The sequence below is a fragment of the Synechococcus sp. RS9909 genome (genome assembly GCF_014279595.1).
In the GTDB taxonomy this organism is placed as follows: Bacteria; Cyanobacteriota; Cyanobacteriia; order PCC-6307; family Cyanobiaceae; genus Synechococcus_C.
On the sequence record NZ_CP047943.1, the window covers coordinates 1,623,183 to 1,635,870 of the forward strand.

General features: G+C 64.4%; 13 protein-coding genes. 7 read left to right on the forward strand and 6 right to left on the reverse strand.

What is annotated here, in order from left to right; translation table 11 throughout:
- Position 1: 1 nt before the first annotated feature.
- The 4 genes from glgA to menD all read right to left on the reverse strand — a co-directional run bounded on the left by glgA (position 2) and on the right by menD (position 5,038).
- Positions 2 to 1,579 (reverse strand): glycogen synthase GlgA, encoded by a 1,578-nt coding sequence (glgA, locus tag SynRS9909_RS08315; protein WP_007102220.1) that lies wholly within the window; start codon positions 1,577 to 1,579, stop codon positions 2 to 4.
- Between the two features lie 53 nt (positions 1,580 to 1,632).
- Positions 1,633 to 2,232, reverse strand: a complete 600-nt coding sequence (locus SynRS9909_RS08320) for a L,D-transpeptidase (protein ID WP_186593839.1) — start codon at positions 2,230 to 2,232, stop codon at positions 1,633 to 1,635.
- A gap of 131 nt (positions 2,233 to 2,363) precedes the next feature.
- Positions 2,364 to 3,239, reverse strand: a complete 876-nt coding sequence (gene menB / locus SynRS9909_RS08325) for a 1,4-dihydroxy-2-naphthoyl-CoA synthase (RefSeq protein ID WP_007102218.1) — start codon at positions 3,237 to 3,239, stop codon at positions 2,364 to 2,366.
- Positions 3,236 to 5,038, reverse strand: coding sequence for a 2-succinyl-5-enolpyruvyl-6-hydroxy-3-cyclohexene-1-carboxylic-acid synthase (menD, locus tag SynRS9909_RS08330; RefSeq protein WP_007102217.1), 1,803 nt, complete (start codon positions 5,036 to 5,038; stop codon positions 3,236 to 3,238). The genes menB and menD overlap by 4 nt, the downstream gene beginning before the upstream one ends.
- Before the next feature lie 36 nt (positions 5,039 to 5,074).
- Between menD and lepB the strand changes: the two genes are divergently transcribed.
- Both lepB and SynRS9909_RS08340 read left to right on the forward strand, forming a co-directional pair.
- On the forward strand, positions 5,075 to 5,689 hold the full coding sequence (gene lepB / locus SynRS9909_RS08335; RefSeq protein WP_038001956.1) for a signal peptidase I: 615 nt from the start codon (positions 5,075 to 5,077) through the stop codon (positions 5,687 to 5,689).
- Between the two features lie 15 nt (positions 5,690 to 5,704).
- Entirely contained in the window at positions 5,705 to 6,058 is a 354-nt protein-coding gene (locus SynRS9909_RS08340; protein WP_007102215.1) for a DUF760 domain-containing protein, read from the forward strand.
- Here the strand turns inward: SynRS9909_RS08340 and SynRS9909_RS08345 are convergent, their stop codons facing one another.
- Both SynRS9909_RS08345 and SynRS9909_RS08350 read right to left on the reverse strand, forming a co-directional pair.
- A complete protein-coding gene (locus SynRS9909_RS08345; RefSeq protein ID WP_007102214.1) occupies positions 6,059 to 7,186 on the reverse strand; it encodes a DUF4336 domain-containing protein in 1,128 nt (375 codons plus the stop codon). It lies immediately after the preceding gene.
- 144 nt (positions 7,187 to 7,330) lie between these two features.
- The gene (locus SynRS9909_RS08350) at positions 7,331 to 7,684 is read right to left on the reverse strand and encodes a DUF2202 domain-containing protein (protein ID WP_007102213.1); all 354 of its coding nucleotides are present in this window, start codon (positions 7,682 to 7,684) and stop codon (positions 7,331 to 7,333) included.
- Positions 7,685 to 7,851: 167 nt separating this feature from the next.
- Here SynRS9909_RS08350 and SynRS9909_RS08355 point away from each other — a divergent pair, with 167 nt between their 5' ends.
- From SynRS9909_RS08355 to SynRS9909_RS08375, 5 genes are all read left to right on the forward strand, one after another.
- Positions 7,852 to 8,106, forward strand: coding sequence for a ferrous iron transport protein A (locus SynRS9909_RS08355; RefSeq protein ID WP_007102212.1), 255 nt, complete (start codon positions 7,852 to 7,854; stop codon positions 8,104 to 8,106).
- 97 nt (positions 8,107 to 8,203) lie between these two features.
- Positions 8,204 to 8,848 carry a methyltransferase domain-containing protein gene (locus SynRS9909_RS08360; protein ID WP_038001954.1) on the forward strand — a complete coding sequence of 215 codons (645 nt, stop codon included), beginning with the start codon at positions 8,204 to 8,206 and terminating at the stop codon, positions 8,846 to 8,848.
- Complete coding sequence (locus tag SynRS9909_RS08365) at positions 8,845 to 9,390, forward strand: isoprenylcysteine carboxylmethyltransferase family protein (protein ID WP_007102210.1); 546 nt, start codon at positions 8,845 to 8,847, stop codon at positions 9,388 to 9,390. The genes SynRS9909_RS08360 and SynRS9909_RS08365 overlap by 4 nt, the downstream gene beginning before the upstream one ends.
- Before the next feature lie 1,500 nt (positions 9,391 to 10,890).
- Positions 10,891 to 11,544 carry a peroxiredoxin gene (locus tag SynRS9909_RS08370; protein WP_007102208.1) on the forward strand — a complete coding sequence of 218 codons (654 nt, stop codon included), beginning with the start codon at positions 10,891 to 10,893 and terminating at the stop codon, positions 11,542 to 11,544.
- 465 nt (positions 11,545 to 12,009) lie between these two features.
- A complete protein-coding gene (locus SynRS9909_RS08375; RefSeq protein WP_162858327.1) occupies positions 12,010 to 12,363 on the forward strand; it encodes a helix-turn-helix domain-containing protein in 354 nt (117 codons plus the stop codon).
- Positions 12,364 to 12,688 lie beyond the last annotated feature (325 nt).

Here is a 12,688-nt window from a genome sequence, read left to right on the forward strand (position 1 = left end):
GTCAGGAGCGGGAGCGGCCGAGCAGGCGAGCCAGGGGATTGCGCCGTTGCACCGGAGCAGCCGCAGGGCCTGGCGCTGAAGGGGTGGGCTCGACAGCCACCTGATGCTCCTCCGCAGGCTGAAGTGCTGAGGGGTCCATCCGGCTGGGATCGGCGTCCTGGCCCTGGGAGAACCGTTCCACGGCCGCCGCATCCGGACTCGGCTCCTTGAGACCACAGACATCGCGGTACATCTGGTCGTAGGCGAGGGCGGAGCGATCCCAGCTGTAGTCCTGCCCCATGCCGCGCAGCTGCAGCTCCCGCCAGCTCTCCTGATGGCGGTAGGCCTCCCAGGCCCGCACCAGGGCGGTGTAGAAATCGACCGGTTCGAAGCGATCGAAACAGAATCCCGTGCCGCTGTGGTGGGCGGGATCGTGGGGCGGCACCGTGTCGACCAGGCCACCCACCTTGCGCACCACCGGCACGCAGCCGTAGCGCATCGCCATCAGCTGACTGATTCCACAGGGCTCGAAGCGGCTCGGCATCAGGAAGGCGTCACTGCCGGCGTAGATCAACCGCGACAGGGCATCGTCGTAGGTGAGGAACACGGCGACCCGGCCGGGATGGCGCGAGGCCAGCTGCCAGAGCCCGGATTCCAGCCCCCGATCGCCGGTGCCGAGCACCACGATCTGGGTGTCGGTGTAAGCGAGCAGCCGGTCGGCCACCTGCAGCAGCAGATCCACGCCCTTCTGATCCACCAGCCGACTCACCATGCCGAGCAGGAAGGTGTCGGGATTGAGCGTCAGCCCCATCCGCTCCTGCAGCACCCGCTTGTTCTCGGCCCGACCGGAGAGGTCGTCGGCACTGAAGTTGGCCGGCAGGGTGCGGTCGGTGGCTGGATCCCAGGCCTCCAGATCGAGGCCATTGAGGATGCCGCGCAGCTTGCCCGAGATGTAATTGAGCAGGCCCTCCAGTTGTTCGCCATATTCGGCCGTGCGGATCTCACTGGCATAGGTAGGCGACACGGCGTTGACCCGATCGGCGTACAGCAGCGCCGCCGCCATCGTGTGATCTCCCTGCATGTACCAGGGGCACCAGGTCATCCGATCGAGCTTCCAGCGCCAGGGGCCCTGGTATTTGAGGTTGTGGATCGTGAAGACCGTGCTGATCTCAGGGTCTTGATGCATCCACACCGGAATCATGCCCGTATGCCAGTCATGGCAGTGCAGCACCTGGGGCTTCCACACATTCCAGGCGAACTCTGCCGCCGCGCTGGCGAAGAAGGTGAAGCGCCAGTCTTCGTCTTCACCGCCGTAGATCCGTTCCGGATCAAACACCGGATGACCCACCAGATAGATGGTCATGCCGTTGCTGGGATGGCGTGTTTCGAACACGGCAAACTCGGTGCCCATGGTCTGGGCCCGCCAGATCGGCTCGTCGGGGATCTGCAGACGGCTCCAGAGCTTGCCGTAGCCCGGCATGATCAGGCGCACATCGTGGCCGAGCTTTGCCAGGGCCGGCGGCAGGGACCCCACCACATCGCCCATGCCACCCACCTTGACCATCGGGGCGCACTCGGCAGCAGCGAACAGGATGCGCATGGACGGGGAGGCCCCAGGAAGGCGCCGCGACTTTAAGGGGAATCGGTGCCGGTTCAGGGAATCACCGTGACCGGGGTGCCCAGTCGCACCAGGTCGAACACCTCCTGCACGTTTTCCTCATAGAGACGCACGCAGCCATGGGACACAGCCCGGCCGACGGTCCAGCGGTAGGGGGTGCCATGGAAACCGGCGACGGTGCAGCCATCGATATCGAGGTATTGCTCACCATCCCAGCCATTGCGGCCCTTGCAATCGCGATAGAAGCCGATCCAGCGGGATCCGAGGGGATTGCGCTCCCCCTGGCCGATCCGTTCACCGGTCACGGGGTGCACCCAGATCGGCTCAGACACCTTTTCGAGCACCCGATGGCGGCCGGCGGGCGTCTCCCAGCCCACCGTGCCCACCGCCGCAGGGAAGCGATGGGTCAGCTCGCCATCCTTCAGCACCATCAGCTGGCGATGGGTGCGGTCGAGCACCAGCTGCACACCCACCGTCTGAAACAGATCGGGAGGGATCCGCGCCAGCGACTCCTGCTCCGAGATCGGCTGGGCCAAAGGCGGAATCGGATCGGCGGCTCGATCTGCGGGCGGGGCTGAAGGCGACGATTCAGCACCGCCGATTTCGCCCTCCACCCTGGCCGGTTCGGGAACCATGGCCTGGCAGGGGGAGACCAGCAACAGGCCCAATGCCATGGCAAGCGACAGGAGACGTGCGCTGCGGAAACGCGACAGAGAAACAGCCAACAACACAGTCAACAGCGATGGCGAGGCCGCACCTTCTTTAGCTATGGCAACCAGGGGGATGACGAGAAATCAGGACGGCGCTTCTCCAGGAAGGCATTGCGCCCCTCCTGGCCCTCGGCGGTCCGATAGAAGAGGTGGGTGGCCTGACCGGCCAGCTCCTGGATCCCGGCCATGCCGTCGGTTTCGGCATTGAAGGCAGCCTTGAGGCAGCGAATGGCGGTGGGGCTGTGCTGCAGCACCTCCCGGGCCCAGCGAACCCCCTCAGCCTCCAGCTGCTCCAGAGGCACCACCTGGTTCACCAGCCCCATCGCCAGGGCGTCCTCAGCGCCGTATTGACGGCAGAGAAACCAGATCTCCCGGGCCTTGCGTTGCCCCACCAGCCGGGCGAGATAGCCGGCACCGAAGCCGCCATCGAAGCTGCCCACCTTCGGGCCCGTCTGCCCAAACACGGCGTTCTCCGCCGCCAGGCTGAGATCACAGAGCAGATGCAACACCTGGCCGCCGCCGATGGCATAGCCCGCCACCAGGGCGATCACCACCTTGGGCAGGCTGCGGATGATGCGCTGCAGGTCGAGCACATTGAGGCGGGGCAGGCCGTCGTCATCGAGGTAACCGCCATCGCCACGCACGCTCTGATCACCACCGGCGCAGAAGGCGAATCCCCCATCGGCAGCCGGCCCGACGCCGGTGAAGAGCACCACACCGATGTCGCTGGCTTCGCGGATGCGACTGAAGGCATCGCAGAGCTCCACCACCGTGCGCGGCCGGAAGGCGTTGCGTTTCTGGGGCCGATTGATCGCCACACGGGCGATCCCCTCGCTGCAGCGATCGAGCAGGATGTCGCTGTAGTCGCCCCAGGGCTGCCAGAGCACCACAGGCGCACCGGGCAACACAGCGCGGGCGGAACATTCGGTCATGGCAGGCACCCCGTGGCGGAGTCATTGTGATCACCCGCGTGGTGATCACCCGCTTGAACAGCGCGGCGCAGGGCCAAGCGCAGGGCCGCATCGCGCCCGCGATCGGTGCGCACCCGCAGCAGGGCCGGACGGCCCTGGGCCCAGCCCCAGTCGAGGGCCTCAGCCAGATCCTCGAGGCAGGCCACCGCACGACCAGGCACCCCATGGGCTGCGGCCAGAGCGAGATGGTCGACGGCCTGGGGCATGGCGAAGAGCTGGTCGAACTGATCCGCTGAAGCCACCGGCACCGGCAGTTGCGCAAAGATGCCACCGCCATCGTTATCAATCAGCAGCACCAGAAGAGGCGGACCCTGCGCCGAGGCGAGCAGCCAACCGTTGCTGTCGTGCAGCAGGGCGAGATCGCCCGTCAGCAGCAGGGTGCGTCCATGGGCGCGGGCAAGGCCGAGCGCCAACGACAAGGTGCCATCAATCCCGGAGGCCCCCCGGAAGCTGATGCAGCGATGCCGACCACGCTCCGCCAGGGCGAACGCCTGCCAATCCCGCACCGGACTGCTGGCCGCAAGCATCACGGCGCAGTCGGCGGGCAACAAGGTTGGCAAGGCGCACATCAGGGCCGGTTCGCTGAAGGCCCCGCGCGCAGGAAGCTGCGCTTCCAACCAGGTCCGCAGCGCCTGATCCTGCTGCTGCCAGAGCTGGCGCAGCGCCTGGGAGGGGCCCTCAGCCGCTGCAGCCTCAGGACACTCCAAGGCCAGGGCCTGCCACCACGAAGCCAGACCTCCAGACCACTGGCTGGCCAGCCGCAACGGATCGAGACCGCGCCGCTCCCCCTCGCTGATCACCACCTGGGGGCCAACCAGCGACTGCAGCCAGCGCTCCAGCCTGCGACTGGCCGGCATCGGGCCGAGCCGCAACACCTGCAGGTCCCGCGGCTCCAGCCCATCGAGCAGGGGCAGGGCATCGGGAAGCAAGAGATCCCAGGCGTGGATCTGTCCCGGCAGATCGGCAGGAATGGCGGCGAGGGGATCCACCAGCAGCGGCCAGCCGCTGCGCTGCTGCCAGGCGCCAAGGGCATGGCAATAGGCTCCATGCTGATGCGGCTGGCCCCGCCACGGTCCGGCGATCACCACACCGGGACGATCGGGATCGAGGCGGCACTGGGCGTCCAAGGCCGGTGCTGCGGACCGGCGCTCGGACGCCGCCACGGCAGAGGCATCCGCCCAGGCCCGCCAGACCTGGTCCTGCTCCTGCGCCGAGGGATGGAGCGGCTCCTCAAAGGGCAGGTTGAGGTGCACCGGGCCGGGCCAGCGATGGGCCTCCCCCCAGGCCTGAACCGCCAGCGCCTGCAGCGCCTTGGGCGCCATCCGATCGATCCCGGCGGGATCGCCGTGGCCGATCCAGCGGCAGACGCTGCGCAGGAACGTCTCCTGATTCACCGTTTGATTGGCACCGCACTGCTTGAGCCGTTCGGGGCGATCGGCACTGAGCAAGAGCAAGGGCAAACAGGACCGATCCGCCTCCACCGCCGCCGGCAGCAGATTGGCCACGGCCGTGCCGGAGGTGGTGATCACCGCCACGCCCCGACCGCTCCCAGCGGCGATGCCCAGGGCATGAAAGGCGGCGGAGCGCTCATCGATGGCGGTGATCAAGGTCAGGCGACCACGGCGGGCCAACCCACCGACGGCATGGGCCAGCGGACCGCTGCGACTGCCGGGGCAGAGCACCAGATGGCGAAGGCCCTGGGCGCAGAATCCCTCCAGCAGGGTCAAGGCGGCCTGCAGATTGGCGATCGATCGCGTCAAGCGAGGATGGCAGTGCTGATGGGATCCTCGGTGAGCATGACAACGGACCCCAGGCCTCAGACAAGCGGACCGGCCTGGCGGAACCTGCTGGTGTGGGTGCTGGTGGCGCTGCTGTTGCGCTGGTTGGTGCTCGAACCGCGCTGGATCCCCTCCGGCTCGATGCTGCCCACCCTGCAACTGCAGGACCGGATTCTGGTGGAGAAGCTGCGGCCAAGATGGGCGGAGCTGCGCCACCAACCCTTGCCCCTGGGCAGCGTGGTGGTGTTCGGGGCGCCGCCCCGGCTGGTGGAGGCGGGCTACGACCCGAACGCAGCCCTGATCAAACGGGTGGTGGGACGGCCCGGTGACACCCTGGAAGTGCGCGACGGGGTGTTATTCCGCAACGGACAGATGGTGAGCGAGCCCTGGCTGGACACACCGATCGACTATTCCCTGGCAGCGGTGACGGTGCCGGAGGATCAGCTCTGGGTGCTGGGAGACAACCGCAACGCCAGCCTGGATTCCCATCTCTGGGGTTCGCTGCCGCAGGATCGGGTGATCGGCACCGCCGTATGGCGCTACTGGCCGCTGAATCGGTTCGGTCCGATTCGGTTCCCCCACCCGGATGCGGAGCTTGCGCATCAGACAGCTGCGGTAGGGTCAACGTCGTGACGGAGAGCACACGGGATGTTCAACCCGGAGTTCCTGACCACCGATAGCCAGGACGGACAACCCGTCAACGGTCTGATTCAGTACCTGCAGGATCAGTCGCCCGATGTGCTGCAACGGGTTGCCAAATCGGCCAGCGGCGACATCCAGGACATCATTCGCCACAACGTGCAGGGGCTGCTGGGCATGCTCCCCGGCGAACATTTCGATGTGAAGGTGACGGCAAGCCGCGACAATCTCGCCAATTTGCTGGCCTCAGCGATGATGACGGGGTATTTCCTGCGTCAGATGGAACAGCGCAAGGAGCTGGAGGAAGCTCTTTTTGGTGACGATCAGATGGCGGTGAATCCCGACGACGATCTGCGTCTCTGATCACGTGGTTTCCGGATCCGAGGGCACCAGCTTGAGATCGAGCAGCCGTTGATCGAGCGCCCCAAGAAAACTCCAGTTGCCCTCACTCGGTGCCCAGGTGCGAGCGTTCAGTTCCGCCCGCAACTGCTGCACCCGCTCCGGCGTGAAGGGCAAGGGAGCGCTGTAGTGGGCGGGCACCAGCCAGCGCAGATCGGGCAGGGCTTCGAGTTGTTCCAGCCAGGCCAGCAGGGTGCGACGGGCGCGGGGGAGCACCAACCGCTCCAGCACCGGTGCCACCTGCAGTTTGGGGGTGGTCTCCCCCATCAAGCGTGCGGCATCGGCCTGCCAGCCGGGTTGCCAGGCAAAGGGATAGAGCCCGAAGTGGGCCCGGGCATTGCGCAGGCCGGGGCGGAAGGCACGGCGCATAAGCTCGGCCAGGCCCGGAATTTCCAGGGGCTGCGGGCGTAAATACGACGCGAACAGCACCAAACGGGCCCAGCCACGGCGCCTGGCCTCCGGCGTATCGGTGAGGGGCGCATCGCCACGATCGCGGGCATGGAAGAGCAACGGGGTGGGATCGCGATCGAAGATCGCGGGCGGGGTGGCCGAAATCCCCACCAGAGCATCGGTGATCAACAGACTCCCCGAGGGACGATGCAGGCAACTGATCTCCTGAAACCGACCCACACCGAGATCGAGGGGGCCCAGCGAGAACCAGTGGCAGACCTCAGGGTGAGGCACACCGTCTTCAAGTAGCAGGCGCCGACGGCTGCGGGGAATGCCTAGCCAGCTGAGCGGCAGCGGCAGGGGGAAACTCCACTGGCCGGGGCAGAGCCAGAGCTGGGCGTTGGGAAAAGCCCGAGCCAAGGGAGCGAGTGGCAGCTTGTGCTCCAGACCGGAGGCGGTGGGCAACACGATCGTGCACACGGGCCCATGCTCGACTTCCAGAGCCTGGAGGGCTGCACGCAATTCGGCCGTGGGGGGCAGCGGATTCACCAGCATCAAGCCGCCCGGCACCTTCACCACCGTGAGCCGAATCGGCACCGCCACGTAATACACGCCCTGGAGCTGCACGAAGCTCCACACCTGGCCGGGGATCAGCTCCTCCATGCAGGTGGCCCGGCGGCCATAGGGATACAGAGGCAGCAAGGGCCACCAAGGCCAGCGTTGATCGCGCCTCGACAAATCGGCTCCAAAAACAACGTTGACGAGCAATGTAAGTGCTCTGTCTGGCCACTCCTGGGAATTGATCAGGCGATGGTTGCCGCATCGAGGTCTGGGGCGTGACCTTGCTCAGATTGTGGGTTCCGCCCAAGCGGCAATCTGCCCCGTGAAGGCCTCCAGATGTCGCTCGGAGCCCTCGAGCAAATGGCTGTAGACCCGGCCCAGGGCCGAATCCTCCAGGCCGAGCATCGCCTCCTGCAAATCCGTGTTGGCATACTCGCCGCTGGGAAGCCCGGTGATCGCATCAACAGCCAGATCGGAACGCTCAGCGACACGCAACAAGGCGTTGAAATGGCGATCTTCCGACTCGGCAATGCGTGAGAACACACTCAGGCCGGTCTGGGTCGCGAGCTGTTCATACAAATCACCAGCCAGCTTCTCCTCTTCCAGCATGTAAAGCAGGTCCTCAGCCTGCTCAGCCATGAGGGAGCCCCCACGGGACGAGAATGGCCTGGGCATGACACTGCTCCAAAAAACAACAGTTTCACGATAACGAGATATCAAAAAAGAGACGGGTCTTGACCGATCAAAATCTGACATCATGTTTCCGTTGTCACGCAAGTGATTCGCAATAGCAGTAGAATCACGGCATGACCAAGCCCACCACCCTCATCCCCCTCAGCCAGGCGCGCGCCGGCCAGCGGGTCCGCATTCACTCCCTGCCCCAGCACCCCGAGTGCCGCAGCCGCCTCGCCGCCATGGGAATCCAGATCAACTCCGAGCTGGAGGTGCTCAGACTTGGCGCCCCAGGGGGCCTTCTGCACCTCGCCAACGGCTTCCTCGAGTTCATGCTGCGCCGGGATATAGCCCATCACATGACCGTGGAGCTGGTGGCGAGCGCCTGAGAGCAAAAGCCCAGGCTGGAATCTTGCTAGCCTGAGATAACGACACAATGATTCCATGTGCCCATTGCAACTTGATGGCGCCAGCTCGGCTCCAACCTTGACGGCTCGAGACTGGGATGCGCGCTATCGGCAGGGCACGGACCGCTGGGAGCTGGGCATGGCAGCGCCACCGCTGCAAGCCTTTCTCGAGCAGCACCCCCTGGCACCCAAGCCCACTGGGACGGTGCTGGTGCCCGGTTGCGGGCGCGGCCATGAAGCCGCCCTGTTGGCCCGCCTAGGCTTCGATGTGGTGGGGCTGGATTTCAGCGTTGAAGCAATCCGTGAAGCCCGGCGTCTGCAGGGTGAACACGAGAACTTGCGCTGGCTTCAGGCCGACCTGTTCAATGGCGCCGCCCTGGACAGAGCCGGTCTGGGGGCCCACAGCCTCAGCGGCGTGGTGGAGCACACCTGCTTCTGCGCCATCGATCCCAGCCAACGCGACCACTACCGCAGCACGGTCGATCGCCTGCTGGAGCCGGGGGGATGGTTGCTCGGGGTGTTTTTCTGCCATGACCGGCCCGGTGGCCCTCCCTACGGCAGCGATGCGGAGCAACTGGCGGCGAGCTGGTCGCAGATCGGCTTCACCGGCGTGATCTGGGAGCCGGCCCAGGGCTCGGTGGCGCAGCGCAGTGATGAATGGCTTGGGCTCTGGCGCAAACCGAGCCAGGCTGACAACGAAGCCATCCCGGCAGGTTCGCGATGACCCACCCCAACTCTCTGCAGGAACGGCTCACGCGCTGGGGCTTCAGCTGGGCCGGCCTGCGCGATAACCGCCACGGTGAATGGTGGGTGCTCGCCCAGATGACCCTGATCGCAGCCCACGCACTGCCACCGGAACCATCGCTGCAGGCCCTGGGCTGGCACTGGCCTCTGGTCTGGCGCGGGGTCGGTGGCTTGGTGGTGCTGATCGGCGTGGCTGTGGGCGCCCAGGCGGTGTTCCACCTGGGCGATTCCCTCAGTCCGCTGCCGGAACCGATGCCCGGTGCCGCCCTGGTGACCGAGGGGGCCTATGGCCGCTGCCGTCATCCGCTGTATCAATCGCTGTTGTTGTGTTCGCTGGGTGTGGTGCTGCTGTTGGGGAGTCTGCTGCACCTGGGCCTGCTGCTCGCCCTGGCCCTCGTGCTGGGCTGGAAGGCGCGGCGGGAAGAGGCTCGCCTCTGCGCTGAGCATCCGGATTACGCGACCTATCAGCAGACCACGGCTGCGATCGTGCCCTTTCTGCCCTGGCTGGATTGGCGCGGTTGAACCGCCGCTGCCAACGCAGAACGCCGAAGGCCCGGGCCAGGGGAGTGAACGGGCGCAGGTAGCCCCCCTCGTGGGGCAGGCCTTTGAGCATGCGATTCCAGTAGATCCAGGGGAAGCCGAACCGCTCCAGCAGCCACTGGAACCATCTCTCCCGCAGGGGGTTGACCAGAAAGCTGCTCACCGGCTGGCGGCTGTAGTCGAATTCCATCAGCATCACCGTGTGATCCGTGGTGATCAACGGGCAAGCGGAATAGCCGTCGTACACGGCCGAGGCCTCTCGCCCCTTCAGTGCAGCGAGCACGTGGGCCGCCACCACCGGCGCCTGCTTGCGGATCGCCGCTGCCGTTTTGGCCGTGGGGAAATTACCCACATCACCGATGGCAAACACGTTGGCGAAGTGGCGATGTCGCCCACTGGCCGGATCCACATCCATCCAGCCCCCCGGCTCCGCTGAGGCGAGGGGACTGGTCGCCACCACCGGCGGAGCCGTCATCGGCGGCACCACATGCAACAGGTCGTAGTGCAGCGTCTGCAACTGTTCGGATCCGTCAGGTTCCGTCACGGCGAACACCGCCTCGCGACTGCTGCCATGCACGGCCACGAGACGGTGGTTGAGATGAATCTCGGCGCCGTGCTCCCGTGCAATCCGCCCCATCTGCTCGGCATAGGCGGGCACGGGGAAGAGGTTGGGCTTGGCGCTGCAGAACAGGTAGCGGGTGCTGACGCCCACCCCACTGCGTTGCGCGAAGCGATCGTGGGCGAGATGCAGAATCTTCTGGGGCGCGCCACCGCATTTGATCGGTGTTTCCGGTTCGGTGAAGATCGCCGTTCCGCCGGCGAAACGCTCCAGCATCCGGCGCGTGTCCTGGGCGAAACGACGGCTGTAGATGCTCACCACGCCCTCACGGCCCAGCGCCTGCACCAGACCCGGGATCGAGGTCCAGCCCAGCTCGAGACCGAGGGCCACGATCAGCACGTCGTAGTGGAGCCGTTCACCCGTGATCAGCTCCACCCGGTTGGCCGCAGGCTCAAAACGGGCAATGCGGCTGTGAATCCACTCCACATCGGGCGGAAGCACACTCTGCTCCGAACGGCTGGTCTGCTCTGGGGGGATGAAGCCACCAGCCACCAACACCCAGCCCGACTGGTAGTGGTGTTGCGTGGATGGCTCCACCAGGGTGATCGGCACGTCGGGATCGAGGCGACGCAACCAGCTGGCCAGGGTGACGCCGCCGGTGCCACCACCGGCGATCAACACCCGGCGACGCCTTGATGCTCCTTGAGGGATGAATGCCATGAAAGCAAGCCTCTCGACATATTCTTTAACCCCTTCATAGCGATACCGTGATATTTCACACCAGAGTGTTTTCACCTGTTTTTCCGCCGCTTCACGGGCAAGGCCACACTAGGCGAAATAACTCATAGTCATAACGAGTCCGCCTTAGTACGCTCAATGCATGCTCATCAACGCATACGAGCATGTCCAACTGCCATCCGACCATGGACTCCACCACCCAAGCCGCCACGCCGAGCCTGCCGCGCCTGAAGGAGCCGGCACCGGCCTTTGAAGCTCGCACCACCCACGGTCCGCGCAAACTCAGCGATTACAGCGGACGTTGGCTGGTGCTGTTCTCCCATCCGGCCGATTTCACTCCTGTGTGCACCACGGAATTCATCGGTTTCGCCCGTGCCTATTCCCAGTTTCAGGATCTGAACTGCGACCTGCTTGGCCTATCGATCGATAGCAATTACGCCCATCTCGCCTGGGTTCGCAACATCCGCGAGAAATTCGGCGTGGAGATCCCTTTCCCGATCATCGAGGACCTGTCGATGAAGGTGGCCCATGCTTACGGCATGATCCAACCGGGAGCCTCCGACACATCTGCGGTTCGCGCCACCTTCGTGATCGACGATCACGGGATTCTGCGCGCCATGGTGTATTACCCAATGACCAACGGCCGCTCGGTGGAGGAATTCCTGCGCCTGGTGAAAGCGCTCCAGACCTCCGACACCCATGGCGTTGCCACCCCGGAAAACTGGAAACCCGGGGAACAGGTGATCGTACCCCCACCGGCCGATGCGGCCGCCGCCGATCAACGCATGCACGAAGGCTACGACTACACCGATTGGTACTTCTGCAAGAAGTCGCTCTGAGCCAGCTGAAGCGATGACGAGATCAGCGACAGCCGTTGCGACTCGTCATCGCTTCTTCCCATTCGGCGAACACCGAGATAGCCAGCAATAAGGATCACCAAAAAAATCACAATCAGCCAAAGAGATCCAGGCAAAGCTCTCGAAGGCATCGAACAACAGCACCACAGTTGCTATCATCTCGGCAGAGACTATACGACTCTGAAAATAAACAACAAAGCGAAGTATCATCAGTCACATCCCAACGCGGGTGGGCTTCTTCTGCTCGATCGTTTGCATCAAATCGTTCTGCCACCGCCGACCCAAGACTCTGGCGGCCTTCTGCTTGTGACCCTGGAAACGGGTTTTGTTCGCATCCTGATGGAAAGCAAGAACGCAGACATCGAGACTTTGACCCTAGGATTCCTTTCGGCTGATCACTGTGGATTCCTGCGTCTTCCCACAGACATTCCAATCCGGCTCGAGGCCTTGACCAAGAGCACACTCAAGCTCAATCAGCCCCTGGAGCCAAATCCTGCCAACCCAACCGATGAGCTTCTCCTACCCTGGCTGATTGAGCTGCACCGCATCCGCCAGATGCGCAATGCCAGTGATCGGCTGCTCAACCTGCTCCAGGTGTTAGTGGAACGGTTTGGACGACGCACCAGCGACGGCTTTGTGATGGCCTGGCCGTTATCTCATGAAAGATTAGGGGAAGTGATCAGTGCCAATCGATCCACCATCACCCGAATTCTCAATCGCTGGAGTGAACGGGGTCAGGTTGTGATCGATCCCACCAAGAAAACCCTGTGGATGACGCCCCAAACGATGGCCCAATCTTGACCAGCAGGCTGGAGACCGGGTTCAGTCTCTGCCGCAACGGCAGCTCGAGCCCTTCCACTTGGAGCATTTGGCCTTCTTGCAACCCTTTTTCTTCGTGGGTGACGGGATCAACACTCGGTTGTCAGGCGCCATGGCGCTGGCTATTGCGAATGCGGATCATCCTAAAGGGTTCCAATCGCACGTGAACGAGGATTCAAAAGCCAGGCCAATCCTCGTAACATTCCTCACGTTGATGTGTGCTGATTCAAGCCAAGCTCCTAATCGCCATGACCAGTGCAAATCTTGAAAGAACGAGCAGCCTTCAGGTTGGCCCCGCAGGGCGAGC

Coding starts and splice junctions, on each gene's coding strand:
- lepB (WP_038001956.1), top strand. CDS start 5,075: ATGACAACGGACCCCAGGCCTCAGACAAGCGGACCGGCCTGGCGGAAC.
- SynRS9909_RS08355 (WP_007102212.1), top strand. CDS start 7,852: ATGACCAAGCCCACCACCCTCATCCCCCTCAGCCAGGCGCGCGCCGGC.
- glgA (WP_007102220.1), bottom strand. CDS start 1,579: ATGCGCATCCTGTTCGCTGCTGCCGAGTGCGCCCCGATGGTCAAGGTG.
- SynRS9909_RS08365 (WP_007102210.1), top strand. CDS start 8,845: ATGACCCACCCCAACTCTCTGCAGGAACGGCTCACGCGCTGGGGCTTC.
- menB (WP_007102218.1), bottom strand. CDS start 3,239: ATGACCGAATGTTCCGCCCGCGCTGTGTTGCCCGGTGCGCCTGTGGTG.
- SynRS9909_RS08370 (WP_007102208.1), top strand. CDS start 10,891: ATGGACTCCACCACCCAAGCCGCCACGCCGAGCCTGCCGCGCCTGAAG.
- SynRS9909_RS08350 (WP_007102213.1), bottom strand. CDS start 7,684: ATGGCTGAGCAGGCTGAGGACCTGCTTTACATGCTGGAAGAGGAGAAG.
- SynRS9909_RS08320 (WP_186593839.1), bottom strand. CDS start 2,232: ATGGTTCCCGAACCGGCCAGGGTGGAGGGCGAAATCGGCGGTGCTGAA.
- SynRS9909_RS08340 (WP_007102215.1), top strand. CDS start 5,705: ATGTTCAACCCGGAGTTCCTGACCACCGATAGCCAGGACGGACAACCC.